A 20,044-nucleotide genomic window follows, 5' to 3' on the forward strand; every position below is an offset into this window, starting at 1 on the left:
GGCGGCCCCGGCGCCTGCAGCCGGCCGCGGCCGGCGCCAGGGCGACCCTTAGTACACCGGCTTCGAGGGCTCCACGTCCCTGACCCACGCCAGGATTCCACCGTCGAGGTGGGATACCCGGGTGTAGCCCCGCGCCAGCAGGCTCTGCAGGACTTCGGCCGAGCGCGCGCCCGATTTGCAGTGGAAAACCAGGTCTCTGTCCCGGGGCAGGTCGTCCAGGGCCTCGCCGGACAGGATGCGTCCCTTCGGAACCAGGACGGCGCCGGGAATGTTCACCACTTCGTATTCGCCCGGTTCGCGGACGTCGATCAGCTCGAAGTCGCCCCCGCCGGCATCGCGGTCGGCCAGCATCCGGGACAGGGTGCGGGCGTCGACGGCGTGGTCGGCATCGACCCGGCGCGGCGGCGCGACCCCGCAAAACGCCTCGTAGTCGGCCAGCCCGGTGATCGGCTCGGCGTCCGGATCCTTGCGCACCTTCAGCTCCCGCCAGCTCATCTGGAGGGCATTGAAGACCAGGACCCGGCCCAACAGCGTCTGCCCGATGCCGGTGATCAGCTTGATCGCCTCGTTGACCATCACGGAGCCGATCTGTGCGCACAGGACGCCGAGCACACCGCCCTCGGCGCAGGACGGCACCGAACCGGGCGGCGGCGCCTCCGGATAGAGATCGCGGTAGTTCGGCCCGTGGGCGTCCCAGAAGACACTGACCTGCCCGTCGAACCGCAGGATGGATCCCCACACGTAGGGCTTGCCCAGCAGCGCGGCGGCGTCATTGACCAGATACCGGGTGGCGAAGTTGTCGGTGCCGTCCAGGATGACGTCGTAGCCGGCGAAAATTTCCAGGACGTTGCCGGTGTCCAGCCGGACCTCGTGCAGCACCACATCCACTCCGGGGTTCAGCGCCAGGATGCTGTCCCGCGCCGAGGCCGCCTTGCTGCGCCCCAGGTCCGCCACGCCATGGATGACCTGGCGCTGCAGGTTGCTCGCTTCCACCGCGTCGTCGTCCACGATCCCGATCCGGCCCACCCCCGCAGCGGCCAGGTACAGCATGGCCGGCGATCCGAGGCCGCCGGCGCCGATCACCAGCACCCTGGCGTTCTTCAGCCTCAGCTGGCCGGCCATGCCGACTTCGGGGATGATCAGGTGCCGCGAATACCGCTCGGTCTCGGCCTTGCTGAGGGACGCTGCCGGTTCCACGAGCGGCGGCAGCCGCCGGGTCTCCAAGGTGCTCATTCTTCCAATCTACGCCCCAGCCGGTTGCTGGTGCGTAGACTGGTCGGGACTGACACTTACTGCACCGTGGCGCTGTAAGTTTTCCTGACCGCAGCGCCGGAAGAGGCCGAGTACTACCGTGACGACAGAACCCCGCTCAGCCGCCAAGCCCACCCGACTGCCGCGGGAGGAACGACGGCGCCAGCTGCTGCAGGCGGCACACGAGGTCTTCGTGGTCAATGGCTACCATGCGGCGGCGATGGACGAGATCGCCGACGCAGCGAACGTGAGCAAGCCGGTGCTCTACCAGCACTTCCCCGGCAAGCGGGAGCTCTATCTGGCCCTGCTGGATCACCACCTGGAATCGCTGAACGCGATGCTGATGGCTGCGCTGAACTCGACGACGGACAACAAACTCCGCGTGCACGCCACCATCCGGGCCTACTACCAGTTCATCGCCCAAGACAGCCAGGCGCACCGGCTGGTCTTCGAATCCGACCTGAACAACGACCCCGACGTGAGCGGCCGCTTGGAGGACTTCAACGCGCGGCTGGCCAGCGCCATCGCCGGAGTCATCGCCGAGGACACCAAGCTCTCGGCGGTCGAGGCCACACTGCTGGGCCGGGCCCTGGCCGGCATGGCGCAGATCAGTGCCCGGCACTGGCTGCGCTCAGGCGGGGAACTGGACCAGGACGCCGCGAGCGAACTGATCTACCGTTTAGCTTGGCGCGGAATTTCACGGTTCCCGAAGGAACCCTAGGATAGATTCGCCAGTAGGGAACCCACCCGGCTTACAGCATTACCAGGAGGCATCAGCGTGGAAGTGAAGATCGGCATGCAGAACGTCGGCCGTGAAATCGTGCTCGATTCGTCGCAGTCGCCGGACGAGGTGGCCGAGATCGCGAGCCGCGCCATGAACGGCGGCGCCGAGCTGCGCCTGACCGACGCCAAGGGACGCCTGGTCATCATCCCGTCCAATGTCCTGGCCTACGTCGAGATCGGCGCCGAGGGGCCGCGCCCCGTCGGATTCGGCGCTCTCTAACCACCCATGGTCGCACTGGTCCTGCTGGTGCTCGTCGCCGCCGCCGTCGGCTTCACCGCCTGGGCGGTGGACCGGCGGCGCCACGCCTACGGGGTGCTGCTGCTGCCCGGGATCGCGGTGGCGGCGGCGGTGCTGCTCTGGTTCGTCCTCATGGCCGCCGGCCTCGGCTCCGAACCGGGCGTGCACTTCCTGTCCTGGCTGCTGCCGATGGCCGTTTCCGTTCCGGCCGCGTGGGCCGGTGCCTGGTGGATCGGACGCCGCCGCGTGCAGCGGGATACCGAACGGCTGACCGCCCTGCTGGGCTGAACGAAGCCGGCCGGGCAGGAAAGCTAGCCGGGATAGCCGTCCGGGTCCGCGTCCGCGCCAAGCTTCCGCGCCAGCACGCTCACCGCTGCCGCCGCGGACACGTCACGGGTAGTGACTGCCGAATCGGCGTCATGCGACGTGAAGCGCAACAAGACCTTGTTGTACCGCCAGTCCAGGTCCGGGTGGTGCCGCTGCTCCTCGGCCAGGTCGCCCACGGCGGCAATGAAATTCAGGGCCTCGCGCCCATTGTCCAGCTTGAACGCGCTGACCAGCGCTCCGTCCGCGTAGCGCCACTGCGGCAACCCGCGCAGCTGCCGGTCTATTTCCTCACTGTCGAGTACGTCTTTCGCACGTCCCACGATGCCCTCCCGGTTGCGCGGCGGTCTGCCGCGCGGCCCGGCTGCCGCGGCTTGCGGCCGCCTGTGCCGCCAGCCTACCGGTGAAGCCAACCCCGTTGAAGGCCTGCGCTCACGCCGTCAGGCCCAGGTCATTCATTCGGCGCGAATGGTTTTGGGTCAGCCGGGCAAACAACTCTCCGGTGGCCTGTGCCTGCCGGTCGGGATCCTGCCCCCGCATCAGCTCGCTGAGCACGGCGCGCTCAATCCCGATCCGCTGTGCCTGGGTCAAGGCCTCCCCCACCAGCCTGCGCCCCCACAGCGCCAGCCGCGAGGCCAGCCGTGGATCGTCGGCCAGCACCTGCTGCAGCCGGGCCGCGATCATGGAGATCTGCTCGGTGTTTTCCTTGATCCGGGCGACCAGCTTCTGCGTCTCGCTGTCGAGGGCTCCGGCGATGTGCAGGTAGAAGTCCCCCAGCACGCCGTCGGTGACGTAGGCCTTCATCAGGGACTCGTACCAGTCGGCCGGGCGCGTCCGGTCGTGGAAGGCATCGATGGAGGGCTGGAAAGGGGCCATGGCCGTTTCCACGTCCACGCCGAGTTGCTCCAGCTGCGCGGCCACGGCCTCGAAATGTTCAAACTCGGTCACCGCGAGCCGGCCGACTGCGGCCCGGTCATGCAGGGTGGGCGAAAAGCGTGCGTCGGAGGAAAACCGCTCGAAGGCGGACAGCTCGCCGTAGGCCATCACGCCGTACAGATCGATCAGGAATTGCCGGCGGCGGCCGGAATCCTCGCCGGGCGCTGCGGGAACGGTGCTCACGGTGCTCATGAATCCAAGGGTAGCGTCCCATTTCGACGCGGCTGCCGTTAGGCTAACCGTGTGCCGTACCCGCATTTGGACCCGAAGGTCAACGAGTCCCAGCATCTGCTGGCACGGGTGCTGAAAGACCTGCGGACAGAGTTCGACCTGCCGCAGGAGTTCGACGCGGGCGCACTCGCGGAGGCCCGGGCCGCCGTGGCCGCCCATCGGCTGCCGGAGACCGATCTGACCGCACTGGAATTCGTGACCATCGATCCGCCCGCGTCCACCGACTTGGACCAGGCCCTGTACATCGAGTCCACCGACGGCGGTTACACGGTCTGGTACGCGATCGCCGACGTCCCCTCCTTTGTGGAGGCCGGCGGCGAACTGGATGCCGAAACCCGGCGGCGGGGCCAGACCATCTACGCCCCGGACGGACGGATCCCGCTGCATCCCGACGTCATCGGCGAACAGGCCGGGTCGCTGCTGGCGGACCAGCTGCGGTCAGCCTATGTGTGGCGATTCGAGCTCGACGCCGCCGCGCGGGTCACCGCGGCCACCCTGGAACGCGCCAAGGTGCGGAGCCGGGCCAAGCTGAACTACGAGCAGGTGCAGCAGGACATCGATTCGGGCGATGCGGCGCCCACCCTGCTGCTGCTGAAGGAAGTGGGCAGCAAGCGGGTGGAGCTCGAACGCGAGCGCGGCGGGGCGAGCCTGAATGTCCCCGACCAGGAGATTGCCCATGACGGCCGGCACTACTTCATTGTCACCAGGCCGCCGTTGCCGGTGGAGGATTGGAACGCCCAGATATCGCTGATGACCGGGATGGCCGCGGCCGAGATCATGCTGGCAGGCCGGATCGGGATACTGCGCACCATGCCGGGACCGGACGCTGACGCCGAGGCCCAGTACCGCCGGCAGACCGAGGCGTTGGGGTTCCCGTGGCCGCACGAGATGGCCTACGGCGACTATCTGCGCAGCCTGGACACCACCGATCCCAAGCAACTGGCCCTGATGCACGGGGCCACCGCCCTCTTCCGCGGTGCCGGCTACACGCCGTTCGTCGGCGAGCTCCCGCCCGAACGGCAGCAGGCCGCCATTGCCGCACCCTATGCGCACGCCACGGCTCCCCTGCGGCGGCTGGTGGACCGTTTCGTGCTGGTGATCTGCCATGCCCTGTGCGCCGGCGAACCCGTCCCGCAGTGGGCCCAGGACGCGCTGGAGGAATTGCCCAAGCTGATGGCGGCTTCCGACCAGTTGGCGGGGCGGGTGGACCGCGCCGCCCTGGACGCCGTTGAAACGGCGCTGCTGAGCCACCGCGTCGGGGAAGAATTCGACGCCGTCGTGATCACCGGCACCCGGTACCCGGGCAACGGAAACGGAAACGGCGCCGGCGGCCGCAACGGGAGCGGGAACGGGAACGGCAACGGGAAGGTCCTGGTGGCCGGCAGGGGCAAAGGCAACGGCGGCCAGGAGCCGTACGGCGTGGTTCAGCTCAGCGACCCGCCGGTCACCGCACGGTGCTCGGGAATCCTGGCGGCAGGGGCCACGGTGCGCGTTCGCTTGACCATGGCGGACATCGGGGAACGGCGCCTGCACTTTGAACTGGCCGACGGTTAAGTGCCCGCACGGTGCGGCGCGGGGGCCGGTTTGCCAACGACCGGTAGACTTAACCGTGTAGTACTGGATGCCCGGTCGTTGATTGAGTGAAGTGAATCCATCAACAGATCCGTCCCTACGCGATCTTTAACCTCCTTGGCTGCCTCGTTGGCCGGCCGGGAAAGCAGTTGTTAGCCCGCGATCGGCTTCCACTGGTTGCGCCACGCTTCCGCCTTGTTCCGCTCCCGCAGCATCTGCGGGACCGTTGAGCACCGCCGGCGTCGGCGCCTGAATGAACGGTATGTAATTGAACACTGAAAATATCCAGGTGGCTGGCGAACAGCTCATCCACGCTGACAACAGCGCCGAAGAACTGGTCGTCGAGGCCGTGCTGGCCTCCGACGAACGCCCCCACGAACTGCCCAAGCAGACCTTCGCCGACTTCAACGTCCGCGCGGACATCGTGCGGTCGCTTTTCGACGCCGGCATTACCCACCCCTTCCCGATCCAGTCCATGACCCTGCCGGTGGCCCTCGGCGGCCACGACATCATCGGCCAGGCCAAGACCGGTACGGGCAAGACCCTGGGCTTCGGCATCCCCGCGCTGCAGCGGGTGGTGGGACCGGACGACGACGGCTTCGACAAGCTTCCGGTGCCCGGTGCGCCGCAGGCCCTGATCGTTGTGCCGACGCGCGAACTGGCCGTGCAGGTCGGCAACGACCTGATGACCGCCTCCAAGCAGCGCAACGCCCGCGTCGCCGTCATCTACGGCGGCCGCGCCTACGAGCCCCAGATCGAGCTGCTGCAGAAGGGCGTCGAGGTCGTGGTCGGCACCCCCGGCCGTCTGATCGACCTGCACCGCCAGAAGCACCTGAGCCTGAAGAACGTCCGCATCGTGGTCCTGGACGAAGCCGACGAGATGCTGGACCTGGGCTTCCTGCCGGACGTCGAGACGCTGCTGGCCGCGACCCCGGCCGTACGCCAGACCATGCTCTTTTCCGCAACCATGCCCGGACCGGTCATCGCCATGGCCCGGCGGTACATGACGCAGCCGACGCACATCCGCGCCGCAGACCCGGACGACGAAGGCATCACCAAGAAGGACATCCGCCAGGTTGTCTACCGCGCACACAACCTGGACAAGGACGAGGTGGTGGCCCGCATCCTGCAGGCCGAGGGCCGCGGCCGGACCATCATCTTCACCAAGACCAAGCGCACGGCCGCCAAGCTGTCCGAGGAGCTGATCGACCGCGGGTTCGCCGCCGGCGCCATCCACGGCGACCTCGGCCAGGGCGCCCGCGAACAGGCGCTGCGCGCGTTCCGCAACAACAAGGTGGACGTGCTGGTCGCGACCGACGTCGCAGCCCGTGGCATCGACGTGGAAGACGTCACCCACGTGATCAACTTCCAGTGCCCCGAAGACGAGAAGGCCTACCTGCACCGGGTGGGCCGGACCGGCCGCGCCGGTAACAAGGGCACCGCCGTCACCTTCGTGGACTGGGACGACGTCCCGCGCTGGGGCCTGATCAACAAGGCCCTCGGCCTGGACGTGCCGGAACCCCAGGAGACCTACTCCTCCTCCCCGCACCTGTTCACCGACCTGAACATTCCCGAAGGCACCAAGGGCAGGCTTCCGCGCAGCCAGCGCAAGTTAGCCGGCATCGACGCCGAGAAGCTCGAAGACCTGGGCGAGACCGGAAAGCACCCTGCCCGCTCCGGCGGCCAGCGACAGGACGGCGGCCGCGGCGGTGCGCGCCGCGGCGGCGCACGCCAGGGCGGCCCGCAGGGCCGGTCCGACTCGGGCAACCCGCGGCAGCGCCGCGGCACCGAGGAGGCAGCCACCGAGAACACGACCGTCGCCTCGGCCGACAAGCCGCGCCGGAAGCGTTCACGCACCCGCCGCCGCAACGGCGAGGTCGTCAACGGGACCGCCCAGCAGGTCACCGACGGCGCCAGCGGGGAATAGTGGCCGGTATCCGGTGGACGCCCGACGGCAGCTCGCTGGTAGTCCGGGCGGACAACGCCGACTTCCTGCCCACGCTGCCCGACGGCGCTTTCACCATGATCTACCTGGACCCGCCGTTCAACACCGGCCGGGCCCAGGTCCGGCAGCAGACCTCCATGGTGCGCAGCGCCGATGGCGAAGGCGACCGCATCGGGTTCAAGGGCAAGTCGTACCAGACGGTCAAGGGCACGCTCGCCAGCTATGACGACGCGTTCGACGACTACTGGTCCTTCCTGGAGCCCCGCCTCTCCGAGGCGTGGCGGCTGCTGGCCGACGACGGCACGCTGTACCTGCACCTGGATTACCGCGAGGTGCACTATGCCAAGGTGCTGCTGGATATGCTCTTCGGCCGCGAGAGCTTCCTGAACGAGATCATCTGGGCCTACGATTACGGCGCCCGTGCGCGCAACCGCTGGCCCGCCAAGCACGACAACATCCTGGTCTACGTGAAGAACCCGAAGGCGTACCACTTCGACAACGCGGAAGTGGACCGCGAGCCGTACATGGCTCCGGGCCTGGTGACCGCGGAGAAGGCCGCCCGCGGCAAGCTCCCGACCGATGTCTGGTGGCACACCATCGTCTCCCCCACCGGCCGGGAGAAGACCGGCTATCCTACCCAGAAGCCCGAAGGGCTGCTGCGCCGGATGGTTGCCGCGAGCAGCCGGCCCGGCGACTGGGTGCTCGACTTCTTTGCCGGCTCCGGGACGCTCGGCGCCGTGGCCGCCGGCATGGACCGGCGGTTCGTCTGCGTGGACCAGAACCCGCAGGCCATCGACGTCATGCGCAAACGGCTGGGCCGCCACGCGGCAGTGGTTGAGGCCGCCGGAGCAGAGGCCGCCGTGGGTGCCGAGGCCACGGTCGGCGCCGGGGAAACTTAACCGGCGGAAAAGAACGGCGGGGCGCGGTCCGGTTCCAGGAACCGGACCGCGCCCCGCCGTCGTTGTGGTGTCCCGGGGCGGCGGCTAGATGATGCCGCGGCCCTCCCGGCGCGCCTGAGCCCACTCCTTGAAGAAGCCGCGGGCAATGACGTACAGGGTTGCGGCCACAATGACCGGCCAGACGAGGACGTAAAGCGTCACCGGGCGATGCGGCCGGGAAGGTGCGCCGCAGCGCCCGTCCCGGCGGCGAGGATGCGGTCCAGCATGGCCGGGTCGGTGGTGTTTTCGCCCAGCCGGTTCGGCTTGCCCGCGCCGTGGTAATCGCTGGAACCGGTGACTATCAGATCGTGCTTGGCGGCCAGCCGGCGCAGCTGTTCCCTGCCCTCTTCCGGGTTGTCCCGGTGATCGATCTCCACCCCGGCCAGCCCCGCGTCGAGCATCTCTCGGACGACGGCATCGCCGACCACCCGGCCCCTGCTGCTGGCCACAGGATGGGCAAAGACCGGCACTCCCCCCGCCTCGCGCACCAGGGCGACGGCGGTGGCCGGGTCGGGCGCGTAGTGCGACACGTAGTAGCGCGAGTGGGCGGTCAGGATCCGGGCGAAGGCCTCGCTGCGGTCAGACACGATCCCCGCCGCCACCAATGCGTCGGCGATGTGCGGCCGGCCGATGGTCGCCCCGTGCCCGGCCCGGGCCGTGACCTCTGCCCACGAGATGGGGAAGTCCTCGGCGAGCAGTTCCACCATCCGTTCGGCCCGGGTCCTCCGCGCGTCGCGGGCCTTGTTGATTTCGGCCAGCAGGCCGGGGTGTGCTGGATCGTGGAGATAGGAGAGCACATGCACGCTGATGCCCTCCACGGTCCGGCACGTGACCTCCATGCCGGGCACAAACCCCAGGCCTGCCTCGACGGCGGCGGTTCGTGCCGCTTCCCAGCCGGCAGTGGAGTCGTGGTCGGTCAGCGCCACGACGTCAAGACCGGCGGCTGCGGCGGCACGCACCACCTCGGCGGGCGGTTCGGTGCCGTCGGAAACCGTGGAATGCGCGTGCAGGTCGATCATCACAGAACTAATTTACGCCAGGAGCCCCTGCCGGGCGCCGATGTTGGCAGCGCCTTGGGCCGGTGAGACGATGGACCGGTGAGTACTTACCAGAATGAGGACGCCTCACAGCAGCCTGCCGGGGAGCAGCCGCTGGAAGACCGCGTCAACAACCGTTCCCAGCGCCCGGAATCGGATGCCTTCAAGGAGTTCATGGGCAGCCATTGGGCTCCGGCCGGCTCGTCCGCACCGGAGCAGGAAGCCGTCGCACCCTACGCCGCGCGCCGCCGTCGGGCTCTCTCGGAGCACTTCCACGGCGAACGCCTGGTCATTCCGGCCGGCCCGCTGAAGGTCCGCTCCAATGACACCGACTACCGCTTTCGCCCGCATTCGGGCTTCGCCCACCTCACGGGCTTGGGCCTGGACAATGAGCCGGATGCCGTGCTGGTCATGGAACCCACCGAGGCGGGATCTGGTGACGACGGCGGCCACCACCGGGCCACGCTGTACTTCCGCCCCATGTCCGGCCGGGATTCCGCCGAGTTCTACGCCAACGCCCGGTACGGCGAGTTCTGGATCGGTCCCCGGCCCACGCTGGAGGAGCTGAGCCGCCGGTTGGGCCTGCCCACCGCCGACCTGGGCGAACTCGAGGTCGCGATCACCAAGGATGCCGGCGTCGTCCATGTGGGCGGCATGCGCATCCGGCTGCTGCGTGAGGTCGACCTGAACGTGGACGCCCTCGTGGACACCTCCCGGATCAACACCGGCGTGGATTTGGAGGAATCAGACCGGCTCGACGGCAAGCTCTCCGAAGCGCTGTCCGAACTGCGCCTGCTCAAGGACGAGTGGGAAGTCCAGGAGATGAAGAAGGCCGTGGAGGCCACGGTGAACGGCTTCCACGAGGTGGTCAAGGTGCTGCCTCGCGCACTGACGCACGAGCGGGGCGAACGCGTGGTGGAGGGCGCGTTTTTTGCCCGGGCACGCGAAGAAGGCAACGACCTGGGCTACGACACCATCGCCGCCAGCGGCAACAACGCAACCATCCTGCATTGGATCCGCAACAACGGGCAGGTGAAGGCCGGAGACCTGCTGCTGCTGGACGCAGGCGTGGAAGCCGACTCCCTGTACACCGCGGACGTGACCCGCACGCTGCCGGTCAACGGCACGTTCACCGAGGTCCAGCGCAGGATCTACCAGGCGGTACTCGATGCCGCCGACGCCGGTTTTGCCGCCGCGCAGCCGGGCGTGAAGTTCCGTGACGTGCACACCGCCGCCGTGACCGTGCTCGCCGAGCGGCTGGACGAGTGGGGCCTGTTGCCTGTTCCCCTGGCCGAGGCGCTCTCCCCAGAGGGCCAGCACCACCGGCGCTGGATGCCGCACGGCACCAGCCACCACCTGGGCCTGGACGTCCATGACTGTGCGCAGGCGAAGCGCGAGCTGTACCTGGACGGCGTGCTCACCCCGGGCATGGTGTTCACGATCGAGCCCGGACTCTATTTCAAGGACGAAGACCTGTCCGTTCCGGCCGAATACCGCGGCATCGGGGTGCGGATCGAGGACGACATCCTGATGACCGCCGACGGCCCCGTGAACCTGTCGGCGGCCCTGCCGCGCAAGCCCGAGGACGTGGAGTCCTGGATGGCCGGCATCTACGGCACGTCAGGGGAATAGCGCCCCCGGCAGCCGTGGCCGGAGCAACGCCAGGGAAGGGATCCGCCGTCTGCGACGGCGGATCCCTTCCCGTTTATGGTGCGTGCATAATGCGGGGCCTCGCACGGTGCCCGTTCGTCGTGCGGGCGGTTCATCCTGCGGGGCGCCGGTGGCAAGCGGCTAGGTGCCGGGCCGGTCGTCGTCGTTGAAGGAGTCCGGGTTCCCCTCGCCGGCCCGAGGGCCGGCGCCCGGCTGGCTCCCGCCGGCCGGCGTGCCGCCGTCGGGCTCGGAGACGCTGCCGGTCTGCGGGCCGGAGCCGTTCTGGGGCCCGTCGGCCTGCTGGCTGGAGCCGTTCTGGGGCCCGTCGGACTGCTGGGGCTGGGCGGGCTGCTCCGGAGTAACGCGGATCCCGTACTGCGGCCGGCCGTCGGGCAGGTCCGGAAAGCGCCCGCGCACGGGCTGGCCCGGCACCCCGGGCTGGGCCGCGTCGGGCGGGCCGGGCTGGGGCTGCTGTCCTTGGACGCCGCCCTGGCGGTACGGGTCCTCGCCCCACTGGGCCGGCCGCTCCGGGGCCTGCGGCTGCTGGCCCGCAGGAGGCTGCTGGCCATACCCGGCAGGCGGCTGCGGCCCGACGTGCCCCTGCCCGTGGTTTGCCGGGCGGCCGGGAACCGCGGTCCCGGCCATCGGCAGCTGCGCGGCCAACCGCCGGGCCTCGTGTGCCACCTCGGTGGAGACCACCACGTCATAGCTGGTGGCGATCACCTGGTTGGTGGAGGTAAAGTCCCGCTTGCCGCGCTGCAGCGCGTAGGAAATGATGCCGAACAGTATCCAGAAGGCCGCGCCCATGGCCATCGACGAGATCAGCAGCACGAACGTTTCGCCGCCGCCGAAGAGCATCAGCAGCAAGCCGACGAACAGGCCGAACCAGGCGCCGGTGGCCGCGCCGGAGAGGGCAACCCGGGGATAGCTGAGCTTGCCGGTCACCCGCTCGACCGTCTTCAGGTCGTTGCCGACGATGGTCACGTGCTGGACGGGGAATTCCTCGTCCGCGAGGTAGTCCACCACCTTCTGGGCATCCAGATACGAGCGGTAGTTTCCGATCAACTCGCCCTGCGGAAGGGTACGGCTGGGGTCCCGGGAATCTGTACGGCCAAGCATCGACATACCCCCATTGTCGCTGATATACGCAACCGGTGGTTTGGGTATCGCTTCAGGTGAACGTGGGAACCCCCGCGCTGCCTTAGCCTCCGCCCATGCGGCGGCCCGGACCAAGGCACAGCCGGCCCGCCAAATCCCGGATTACCGGGCCCAGCACGTAGCCTAAAGGGGTGAGCACAAAAACCAACCGCGTCTTCGTAGCCCGGCTGCTCGGCCTGGACGTCTTCGACCCGCTCGGAGACCGCCTGGGCCGGCTGCGCGACGTCGTCGTCCTCGACTACGGCCCCGCCAAGCCGCCCCTGGTGGTCGGCCTGGTGGTCGAGGTCCCCGGAAAGAAACGCGTGTTCGTCCCCATGACCCGGATCACCTCGATCACCGCCGGGCAGGTCATCTGCACCGGGCTGGTCAACCTGCGCCGGTTCGAGCAGCGCGGCGCCGAGACCCTGGTGGTCGCCGAGATGTTCGACCGCCGCGTCACGCTCGCCGACGGCAGCGGCGACGCCACCATCCTGGACATCGGCATGGAACAGTCCCGCGACGGCGACTGGTACGTGTCCCAGCTCTTCGTCCGGCGCGGCCATTCGACGTCGCCGCTGCGCAGCCTGCGCCGCAACGAAACACTGATCGTGGACTGGCACGAGGCCTACCAGGGCGCCCGGCACGAACCGCAGGCGGCCACTACCTTCGTGGCCAGCCACGAGGACCTCAAGCCCGCCGACTTCGCCGAGGCACTGCACGAGATGACCCAGAAGCGCCGGCTGGAAGTCGCGAGCGAGCTGCAGGACGACCGTCTGGCGGATGTGCTCCAGGAGCTGCCGGACGACGACCAGGTGCAGATCCTCACGTCGCTGGATGCCGAACGCGCCGCCGTCGTGCTGGAGGAGATGGATCCCGACGACGCCGCCGACCTGCTGGCCGAGCTGCCCGAGGAGCAGAAGGAAGAACTGCTGCAGCTGATGGAGCCGGAAGAAGCAAAGGACGTCCGCCGCCTGCTGGAGTATGAGGAAAACACCGCCGGTTCCATGATGACCCCGGTGCCGGTGATCCTGCCCCCGGAAGCCACGGTCGCCGAGGCCCTGGCGCATGTGCGCCGCGAAGAGCTCACGCCGGCCCTGGCGTCGGCCATCTTCGTCTGCCGGCCGCCGCTGGAGACCCCCACCGGGAAATACCTGGGCGTGGTCCACATCCAGCAGCTGCTGCGCTACCCGCCGCCGGAGGCGCTGGGCAACATCGTGGATACCGACCTGGAGCCGGTGCTGGACCAGGCCGATGTCAGCGACGTGGCCCGCACCCTGGCAACCTACAACCTGAATGCCCTGGCAGTGGTCAACGGCTCCGGCCGGCTGGTCGGCGCCGTGACCGTTGACGACGTGCTGGACCATCTGCTGCCCGACGACTGGCGGGCGCAGGACGACTCCCCCGTAAGCGGAGGTGGACGCTTTGGCTGAAAAGGCAGACCGGAAAATCAAGGTCGCGGGACTGGACACCCCGCGCGAGACCCGTACGCGCCTGCTGGTCCGGTTGCGGCCGAACCCCGATTATTTCGGCAAGGCCACGGAGTCCTTCGCTCGTTTCATGGGCACCCCGCAGTTCCTGATGTGGATGTCGGTCTTCTGTGCGCTCTGGCTGGCCTGGAACACGTTCGGACCCGCTCACCTGCGCTTCGACAGCGCCGCGCTGGGCTTCACCGCGTTGACCCTGATGCTCTCGCTGCAGGCCTCCTACGCCGCTCCGCTGCTGCTGTTGGCGCAGAACCGCCAGGACGACCGGGACAAGGTCTCGCTGCAGCAGGACCGCCAGCGGGCCGAACGCAATCTGGCGGACACCGAGTACCTGACCCGCGAACTGGCCGCGCTGCGGATCGCCATCCGCGAAGTGGCCACGCGTGACTTCGTCCGGAGCGAGCTACGCTCGGTGCTGGAAGAACTGTTGGACGACGAGTCCGCGGACGAACGCCGCCGCGGCCGGCGCCGTTCCTCCGATGCCACCACCTCGCTGCCCAAGCTGCCGCCCGTCCAGCACGGCGGCCAGGAGAACTGATGCATGACTGATCCACACCCGTCGCAACACCCGGACCCGGCCTCCGTACGGCGCGCACTGGGAACCGTGATCGATCCGGAGCTGCGCCGGCCCCTCGCGGAGCTGGGCATGCTCAAGGACGTCCGGATTGACGACGCCGGACGGGTCACCGTCGGCGTGCTGCTCACCATCTCGGGCTGCCCGCTGCGCGGCACCATCACCGCCGACATCGAGCACGCCCTGGCTGCCGTCCCGGGCGTTTCCGGGGTGGCGGTGGAGCTGGACGTGATGACGCCGCAGCAGCGCGACGCGCTCAAGGAGCAGCTGCGCGGTGCCGGCCGCGGCAATCCGTTCGCTGATCCGTCCTCGCTCACCCGCATCTATGCCGTGGCGAGCGGCAAGGGCGGGGTGGGCAAGTCGAGCGTCACCGTCAACCTCGCGTGCGCCATGGCCGCCCAGGGTTTGCGCGTGGGCATCATCGACGCCGATGTCTACGGTTTCTCGGTTCCCGGGCTGCTGGGCATCACGCAGGCCCCCACCCGGGTGGACGAGATGATCCTGCCGCCGGTGGCCTACGGCGTGAAGGTCATCTCGATCGGCATGTTCGTCTCAGGCAACAAGCCGGTGGCCTGGCGCGGTCCCATGCTGCACCGGGCCCTGGAGCAGTTCCTCACCGACGTCTATTTCGGCGACCTGGATGCGCTGTTCCTGGACCTGCCTCCGGGCACCGGGGACGTGGCGATCTCGGTGGCGCAGCTGCTCCCGTCCTCGCAGATCCTGGTGGTGACCACCCCGCAGGGCGCCGCGGCGGAGGTGGCGGAACGCGCCGGCGCCATCGCCGCGCAGACCGGGCAGCAGGTGGCGGGAGTCATCGAGAACATGTCCTGGCTGGCGCTGCCGGACGGATCCAGGATGGAAGTCTTCGGCTCCGGCGGCGGAACTGCCGTCGCCGGGCGTCTCTCCGCCGTGCTGGAGAAGCCGGTACCGCTGCTGGGAAGCATCCCGCTGGAGCCACGGCTGCGCGCCGGCGGCGACGCCGGCCGCCCGATCGTCCTGGACGGGGCGGACGCCTCCGTTGCCGGCAGCGCCGCGGCCGAACTGCGGCGGATTGCGGCCGACTTGGCGGCGCGTCCGCGCGGCCTGGCCGGACGAACGCTGGGCGTCACCCCCCGCTAGGGCCACAGGCGGGGAAACGCCCCGTGCGCAACGGCGCGCCGGTGGCTAATGCGCCCCGGAGGTCAGGTCGCCTCGGTATCGAACGGCGCTGCCTCACCCGGGGCCAGCTGCGCGCGGGACGTGGCCGCCGCCCGCGCCGGCGCCCGCGAACCGGTTGACACGGCCGTGCCTGCCGCGGTCGCGGCTGCAGCCGCGACAGCCGGCGCCGCCGGCGCAGGACGCGGCGCCTCGTCGTCGTCCAGCAAGGCTTCCTTGATGATCCGCCGAGGGTCGTATTGCCGCGGATCAAGCTTGCGCCAGTCCATGTCGACGATGTCGTCGCCGACTTCTTCGCGCAGCTGTTCCTTGGCACCGGCAGCCATGGTCTTCAGCTGTTTGACGAACCTGGCCAGCTGCGCGGCATATTCGGGCAACCGCTCAGGTCCGAGGATCACCACGGCAAGAATTGCCAGGATGATCAGTTCTGAGCCGTTGATTCCAAACACGATTGAAGGTTACCCGTTCGCCGGGCCGGTCAGCCACTTGGCGGGCTGACCATCATGCCCAGTCCGCGGACGATCCGGCTGAACGGATCGTCGGCCGGGGACGGCATCGGCAGCTTCAGGCGGGAGTTCTCCGACAGCACCACGTGGCTGACCGTCTCCGGCATTTCGGCCAGCGGGAGGTCGGACCACAACGTGTACGTCACCTCGTCGGAGTGGAGCACCACGGTCCAGTCCTCGCCGCCGCGCACCCACACCGCGCGGTTCAGCCCGGCCACTTCCCGGAATCCGTCCATGGTCACGGGATGGCCCGTGGCCGCGTTCACCGGCGGCCCGGAGTCAGCCACCCGGGCCGTTCCGCCGGCGCGGCCGTCTCCGCGCCGTTGCTCGGTGACCGTCACCCGGTGGCTGCCGTCGCCGAGCTCGAGCCTGACGGCAGGCTGCCCGTCCACGACCATCTGTTCCGCTCTTTGCAGGCGGTAGCCGAGCCCGGGCAGCAGCGGGCAGGTCCAGCCGCCGCGCCGCAGCTCCTCGAGTGCCGCGCCGTCCAGGGCGACCGGACGGGCGGCGCCTGCATCAGCGGCCACCGGCGCCCAGGCCGTCCCGGTGGCAAGGCCGCGGCCGGTGTCCGCCGGCCCGCTCTCGCCGCCCAGGACGAAGGCCGCGGACAACGTCAGCACGGCGCAGCCGGCCAGGACCCCGCCGGCAACGGCCAGCAACCGCCTGGCCGGCCTGCGCGCGGGCAACGCCTCCGCCGCGGCGCCGGCGGAGGCGTCAGGAAGGGCGCCGGCGGGAGGGAGGGCGGCGGGCGGGAGGCCGCAGGCGGCACCGGCCGGCGCGGGGGTGCGCCCGCCCGCGGGTACGCGGGAGTTCAGGTCTTCCGCGGTGCCGGAAGTTTCGAGGCCGAGCGGAGGCCCGGCCGGTCCGGCGGCCCCGGGCCGGCTGCAGCGCAGCAACCGCGCGGTCAGGTTGTCGTCAGGGGGCGGCACGTCCAGCGAGCGCAGGCGGTCCTGGATCTGGCGGAATTCGTCGACGCTCTTGCGGCACCGCCGGCAGCGTTGAAGATGGCGTTCAAGGGCCGGGCGGCGATCATCGGAGAGTTCGCCGTCCAGGTACTCCGCCAGCTCTCTTTCCGGGTGGAGCATTGCAGCGATCAGTGGGCTCCGGCGATGCGCGGCAGTTTCAGGCGCGGGCGCTCGGCGGGATCCCGGTGCGCCAGCTTTTCCCGGAGCATGGTCCGGCCACGGTGGATCCGCGAGCGGACGGTGCCCAGCTTGACGCCAAGGGCCGCGGAGACCTCGTCATAGGACAGCCCCTCCAGGTCGCAGAGCACCACTGCGGCGCGGAAGTCCGGCGGCAGCTCTTCCAGCGCGGCCTGGACATCGATATCCAGGTTGTTGAATTCGAAGCTGCGCTCGGGGCCGGGATCCTTGCCGGGCAGCCGGGCTTCGGCTTCGTCGCTCAGTCCATCGAACCGGATCCGGCTCTTGCGCCGGGCCTGGTCCAGGAAGAGGTTGGTGGTGATCCGGTGGAGCCAGCCGTCCAGCGTGCCGGGCTTGAAGTTGTCCAGTGACCGGAAAACACGGACAAAGACTTCCTGGGTGAGGTCTTCGGCGTCGTACCGGTTTCCCGTGAGCCTGAAAGCCAAGCGGTAGACCTTGGCGGAGTGGTTGCTCACCACTTCTTCCCACGTCGGAGCGACCCACTGATCGTTGCCGGCCGCGGCGTTCGACGCGGCGTCCTGTAGCTTCGTCATTATCGTGCCCCTTCGTCGGACCGCCCGCGGCCGCCCACCTCCTGGGGGTCCGGGAATGCGGCTGCGTGCTGCCGGTCTGGCTTTCGGCGTCCCGGGTACCCATCTTGGCGCAAAAGACTGGGAGAATTCTGTAAACCGGCTGCACAAAGACCGCTAAGCCCGGTCCCCGTCTGACCCGGCCGGCGGCAGCGTGTCCCGTCCCCGGGGCACGCGCCTGAACCCGCCACCTGTGGCAGTAGGCTTGGCACTGCGGCCCTGCGCCGTTTTCCCGCAAAAGCTGAAGAGAAAGCGATGTTTCATGAGTGCCGACAAGCAGACGAGTTGGTCCTACACGGAGGGGCTCCCCGCCGAGGATGACGTCTTGCTTCGGGCCCGTGAGCGCTCCCATGAACTGGGCGTTGCCGCTGTCGGCAGGGGGGTCGGCGCGGCCCTGACCGTCCTCGCCGCGGGCACCAAGGCGCAGACGGTGGTGGAAATCGGTTCCGGCGCCGGTGTCTCCGGGGTCTGCCTCCTGCGCGGACTGCCGCCGGCCGCGGTACTGACCACCATCGATGCGGACGTCGACCATCTGCGCGCGGCACGCCAGTCCTTCGTCGATGCCGGCATTCCGGGCAACCGCACCCGCACCATCTCCGGCCGCGCGGCCGACGTGCTGCCCCGACTGACCGACAACGCCTACGACCTCGTCTTCGTCGATGCGGACAAGCCCTCGTATCCGCTGTACGTGGAGCAAGCGGTCCGGCTGCTCAAGCGCGGCGGCATGCTGATTGTCAACGACGCCCTGGACCACGACCGGGTCTCGGATCCGGCCATCCGCGAAGAATCCACCACCACGCTGCGCAAGGTCGGCAAGGCCATCCGGGAAAACGACCAACTGCTGTCCACCATCCTGCCGACCGGCGAGGGACTGCTGCTGGCCGTCAAACGCTGACCGACCCGCGGCGCCCTGCCCGCGGGCCGCCGGGCCACCCGCCGGCCGGGTGCTAGCCGCGGTAGGAGCGCAGGAAGGACAGCAGCAGCCGGGCACCGTACCCGGTGGCGCCCTTCGTGACCTCGGCCCGGTCGGAGTCTGCCCGGGCGGGGCCGGCGATGTCCAGATGGATCCACGGAAGGGCGCCGGTGAATTCGCGCAGGAACAGCGCTGCAGTGATCGATCCCCCGCCAACCTTCGAGCGCTGGGACGCGATATGCGAGATGTCGGCGATGCCGGATTCCAACGCGAAGCCGTATTCGGCCGCCACCTCGTCCAGCGGCATGTGCCAGACCCGCTCCCCGGTTGCCTCCCCCGCGGCTTCGAACGCGCGCACCAGGGACCGCCGGGTGCCGTACAGTGCCGCATGCTGCCTGCCCAGCCCCAGGGACGCCGCGCCGGTGAGGGTAGCGATATCCACCAGGACGTCAGGCTGCAGCCGGGCGGCGGCGTAGGAGAGGCCGTCGGCCAGCACCATGCGCCCCTCCGCATCCGTGTTGCCGATCTCCACGGTTGTGCCGTCGTGGACGGTCACCACGTCGCCGGGCCGGTAGGCGTCGGCGCCGATGGCGTTCTCGGCCAGGGCGAGCAGGCCCGTGACACGGTGCGGAACGCGCAGCTCCGCCGCAGCGGCCAGCACCGCCAGCACGACGCCGGCGCCCGCCATGTCGGTCTTCATCGGCAGCATCGGCTCCCGCGGCTTGAGCGACAGCCCGCCGGTGTCGAAGGTGATGCCCTTGCCGACGATGACAACGTGCCTGGTGTTCTCGCCGGCCTGTGCGGGCGTGTAGTCCAGCTGGACCAGCCTGGGCGGAGTCGGCGAGGCCGAGCCCACCGCCAGCAGACCGCCGAACCCTCCGGCAGCCAGCTGATGCTCGTCCCACGTGCGGATGCCCAGGCCGCGGGCCGCGGCGAGGCGCGCGGCCTGGCCGGCCATCCACTCCGGGCTCTTCACGTTGGACGGCATGTTTGCCAAGTCCCGTGCCAGCCACGTGGCCCGGGCGCCGGCGGCGGCCGTTGCGGCCGTCCCCGCCGCGGTTCCGGTCAGTTCCAGCACCGCGGCCATCGGCTTGGGCGCGGCGGACGTCCCGGCGCGCGGCGGCCGGTAGCCGCCCAGCAGGAACCCCTCGATGAAGGCCTGTTGCAGCCCTTCGGGCAGGCCGTCGACGGCGCTGCTGCGCACCCGGTCGGTGCCCATCGTCGCCCTGGCCAGGGCGGCTCCGGCCTTGCGCAGCTCCGCTGCGCTGCCACTGCCCAGCCCAATCAAGATCAGACGCTCCGGCAGCCGGGCGGAGCCTGGCGGCGCCGGCACCGCCAGCACTTCGCCGGCCTTACCGGCAATCCCGTGGACCTCTGCCAAGGCCGCCACGTCGGCGCCAAAGTCGGCTGCCGCCTCGGCGGCACCCTGGCGCGGCTGCGGCGTGGCCCGCTCAACGTTGGCCTCGCCTTCAGCAATGGGGACCGCCAGCACCGTGACATCCCCGGCGCCCTCGGCCGGAGACCGTCCGCGGCCGAGGGCCGGAAGGGCTTGGACGCGCGCCATCTGCGGTTCAACCAGGGCCTGCTCCAGATGACGGGCGGTTTGTTCCTCTGCGGTGGAGGGAACGTGGCTCACAG

Annotated in this window: 21 protein-coding genes; 11 read left to right on the forward strand and 10 right to left on the reverse strand. The window is 69.6% G+C overall.

The annotated features are described in order from the left end of the window. Positions 1 to 48: 48 nt before the first annotated feature. On the reverse strand, positions 49 to 1,233 hold the full coding sequence (gene moeB / locus AC5RVG_RS02170; RefSeq protein WP_494012557.1) for a molybdopterin-synthase adenylyltransferase MoeB: 1,185 nt from the start codon (positions 1,231 to 1,233) through the stop codon (positions 49 to 51). 118 nt (positions 1,234 to 1,351) lie between these two features. Between moeB and AC5RVG_RS02175 the strand changes: the two genes are divergently transcribed. From AC5RVG_RS02175 to AC5RVG_RS02185, 3 genes are read left to right on the forward strand one after another with little or no spacing between them, the layout of a single operon-like run. Beyond that, complete coding sequence (locus AC5RVG_RS02175; protein WP_494000274.1) at positions 1,352 to 1,972, forward strand: TetR/AcrR family transcriptional regulator; 621 nt, start codon at positions 1,352 to 1,354, stop codon at positions 1,970 to 1,972. A 57-nt stretch (positions 1,973 to 2,029) separates the two neighbouring features. Next, positions 2,030 to 2,254, forward strand: coding sequence for a DUF3107 domain-containing protein (locus AC5RVG_RS02180; RefSeq protein ID WP_136784705.1), 225 nt, complete (start codon positions 2,030 to 2,032; stop codon positions 2,252 to 2,254). A 6-nt stretch (positions 2,255 to 2,260) separates the two neighbouring features. Beyond that, positions 2,261 to 2,560, forward strand: a complete 300-nt coding sequence (locus AC5RVG_RS02185) for a hypothetical protein (protein WP_494000275.1) — start codon at positions 2,261 to 2,263, stop codon at positions 2,558 to 2,560. A gap of 23 nt (positions 2,561 to 2,583) precedes the next feature. Here the strand turns inward: AC5RVG_RS02185 and AC5RVG_RS02190 are convergent, their stop codons facing one another. Both AC5RVG_RS02190 and AC5RVG_RS02195 read right to left on the reverse strand, forming a co-directional pair. Then, positions 2,584 to 2,919 (reverse strand): 4a-hydroxytetrahydrobiopterin dehydratase, encoded by a 336-nt coding sequence (locus tag AC5RVG_RS02190; RefSeq protein ID WP_494000276.1) that lies wholly within the window; start codon positions 2,917 to 2,919, stop codon positions 2,584 to 2,586. A gap of 109 nt (positions 2,920 to 3,028) precedes the next feature. Then, positions 3,029 to 3,724: a ferritin-like fold-containing protein gene (locus AC5RVG_RS02195; protein WP_494012558.1), complete on the reverse strand. Its 696-nt coding sequence runs from the start codon at positions 3,722 to 3,724 to the stop codon at positions 3,029 to 3,031. Between the two features lie 51 nt (positions 3,725 to 3,775). On the opposite strand from AC5RVG_RS02195, the gene AC5RVG_RS02200 reads away from it, so the two are divergent. From AC5RVG_RS02200 to AC5RVG_RS02210, 3 genes are all read left to right on the forward strand, one after another. Further along, positions 3,776 to 5,317, forward strand: coding sequence for an RNB domain-containing ribonuclease (locus AC5RVG_RS02200; protein ID WP_494012559.1), 1,542 nt, complete (start codon positions 3,776 to 3,778; stop codon positions 5,315 to 5,317). Positions 5,318 to 5,642: 325 nt separating this feature from the next. After that, positions 5,643 to 7,262: a DEAD/DEAH box helicase gene (locus AC5RVG_RS02205; protein ID WP_494001282.1), complete on the forward strand. Its 1,620-nt coding sequence runs from the start codon at positions 5,643 to 5,645 to the stop codon at positions 7,260 to 7,262. After that, complete coding sequence (locus AC5RVG_RS02210; protein WP_494012560.1) at positions 7,262 to 8,179, forward strand: DNA-methyltransferase; 918 nt, start codon at positions 7,262 to 7,264, stop codon at positions 8,177 to 8,179. Before AC5RVG_RS02205 ends, AC5RVG_RS02210 begins: the two co-directional genes overlap by 1 nt. A gap of 84 nt (positions 8,180 to 8,263) precedes the next feature. Here the strand turns inward: AC5RVG_RS02210 and AC5RVG_RS02215 are convergent, their stop codons facing one another. Together AC5RVG_RS02215 and AC5RVG_RS02220 are read right to left on the reverse strand one after the other, a co-directional pair. Next, positions 8,264 to 8,380, reverse strand: coding sequence for a putative transporter small subunit (locus tag AC5RVG_RS02215; RefSeq protein WP_494012561.1), 117 nt, complete (start codon positions 8,378 to 8,380; stop codon positions 8,264 to 8,266). Next, positions 8,377 to 9,240 carry a PHP domain-containing protein gene (locus AC5RVG_RS02220; RefSeq protein ID WP_494000281.1) on the reverse strand — a complete coding sequence of 288 codons (864 nt, stop codon included), beginning with the start codon at positions 9,238 to 9,240 and terminating at the stop codon, positions 8,377 to 8,379. The genes AC5RVG_RS02215 and AC5RVG_RS02220 overlap by 4 nt, the downstream gene beginning before the upstream one ends. A gap of 75 nt (positions 9,241 to 9,315) precedes the next feature. Between AC5RVG_RS02220 and AC5RVG_RS02225 the strand changes: the two genes are divergently transcribed. Next, positions 9,316 to 10,887, forward strand: coding sequence for an aminopeptidase P family protein (locus AC5RVG_RS02225; protein ID WP_494012562.1), 1,572 nt, complete (start codon positions 9,316 to 9,318; stop codon positions 10,885 to 10,887). A gap of 159 nt (positions 10,888 to 11,046) precedes the next feature. On the opposite strand, the gene AC5RVG_RS02230 is transcribed toward AC5RVG_RS02225, so the two are convergent. Further along, positions 11,047 to 12,030, reverse strand: a complete 984-nt coding sequence (locus AC5RVG_RS02230; protein WP_494012563.1) for a YflT domain-containing protein — start codon at positions 12,028 to 12,030, stop codon at positions 11,047 to 11,049. Between the two features lie 164 nt (positions 12,031 to 12,194). On the opposite strand from AC5RVG_RS02230, the gene AC5RVG_RS02235 reads away from it, so the two are divergent. The 3 genes from AC5RVG_RS02235 to AC5RVG_RS02245 are packed head-to-tail and all read left to right on the forward strand — an operon-like array spanning position 12,195 to position 15,219. Then, positions 12,195 to 13,472: a magnesium transporter MgtE N-terminal domain-containing protein gene (locus AC5RVG_RS02235; RefSeq protein ID WP_494012564.1), complete on the forward strand. Its 1,278-nt coding sequence runs from the start codon at positions 12,195 to 12,197 to the stop codon at positions 13,470 to 13,472. Continuing rightward, positions 13,465 to 14,064 carry a DUF1003 domain-containing protein gene (locus AC5RVG_RS02240; RefSeq protein WP_494000285.1) on the forward strand — a complete coding sequence of 200 codons (600 nt, stop codon included), beginning with the start codon at positions 13,465 to 13,467 and terminating at the stop codon, positions 14,062 to 14,064. The genes AC5RVG_RS02235 and AC5RVG_RS02240 overlap by 8 nt, the downstream gene beginning before the upstream one ends. A gap of 3 nt (positions 14,065 to 14,067) precedes the next feature. Next, entirely contained in the window at positions 14,068 to 15,219 is a 1,152-nt protein-coding gene (locus AC5RVG_RS02245; protein WP_494012565.1) for an Mrp/NBP35 family ATP-binding protein, read from the forward strand. A gap of 62 nt (positions 15,220 to 15,281) precedes the next feature. On the opposite strand, the gene AC5RVG_RS02250 is transcribed toward AC5RVG_RS02245, so the two are convergent. The 3 genes from AC5RVG_RS02250 to sigE are packed head-to-tail and all read right to left on the reverse strand — an operon-like array spanning position 15,282 to position 17,457. Beyond that, positions 15,282 to 15,704 (reverse strand): twin-arginine translocase TatA/TatE family subunit, encoded by a 423-nt coding sequence (locus AC5RVG_RS02250; protein ID WP_494012566.1) that lies wholly within the window; start codon positions 15,702 to 15,704, stop codon positions 15,282 to 15,284. Positions 15,705 to 15,733: 29 nt separating this feature from the next. Continuing rightward, the gene (locus AC5RVG_RS02255) at positions 15,734 to 16,846 is read right to left on the reverse strand and encodes an anti-sigma factor family protein (protein WP_494012567.1); all 1,113 of its coding nucleotides are present in this window, start codon (positions 16,844 to 16,846) and stop codon (positions 15,734 to 15,736) included. An 8-nt stretch (positions 16,847 to 16,854) separates the two neighbouring features. Beyond that, a complete protein-coding gene (gene sigE / locus AC5RVG_RS02260) occupies positions 16,855 to 17,457 on the reverse strand; it encodes an RNA polymerase sigma factor SigE (protein WP_494000289.1) in 603 nt (200 codons plus the stop codon). Between the two features lie 298 nt (positions 17,458 to 17,755). Here sigE and AC5RVG_RS02265 point away from each other — a divergent pair, with 298 nt between their 5' ends. Then, positions 17,756 to 18,388: an O-methyltransferase gene (locus AC5RVG_RS02265; protein WP_494000290.1), complete on the forward strand. Its 633-nt coding sequence runs from the start codon at positions 17,756 to 17,758 to the stop codon at positions 18,386 to 18,388. A gap of 52 nt (positions 18,389 to 18,440) precedes the next feature. On the opposite strand, the gene AC5RVG_RS02270 is transcribed toward AC5RVG_RS02265, so the two are convergent. Continuing rightward, positions 18,441 to 20,042 (reverse strand): leucyl aminopeptidase family protein, encoded by a 1,602-nt coding sequence (locus AC5RVG_RS02270; RefSeq protein ID WP_494012568.1) that lies wholly within the window; start codon positions 20,040 to 20,042, stop codon positions 18,441 to 18,443. Positions 20,043 to 20,044 lie beyond the last annotated feature (2 nt).

This window comes from Arthrobacter senegalensis (genome assembly GCF_059091765.1).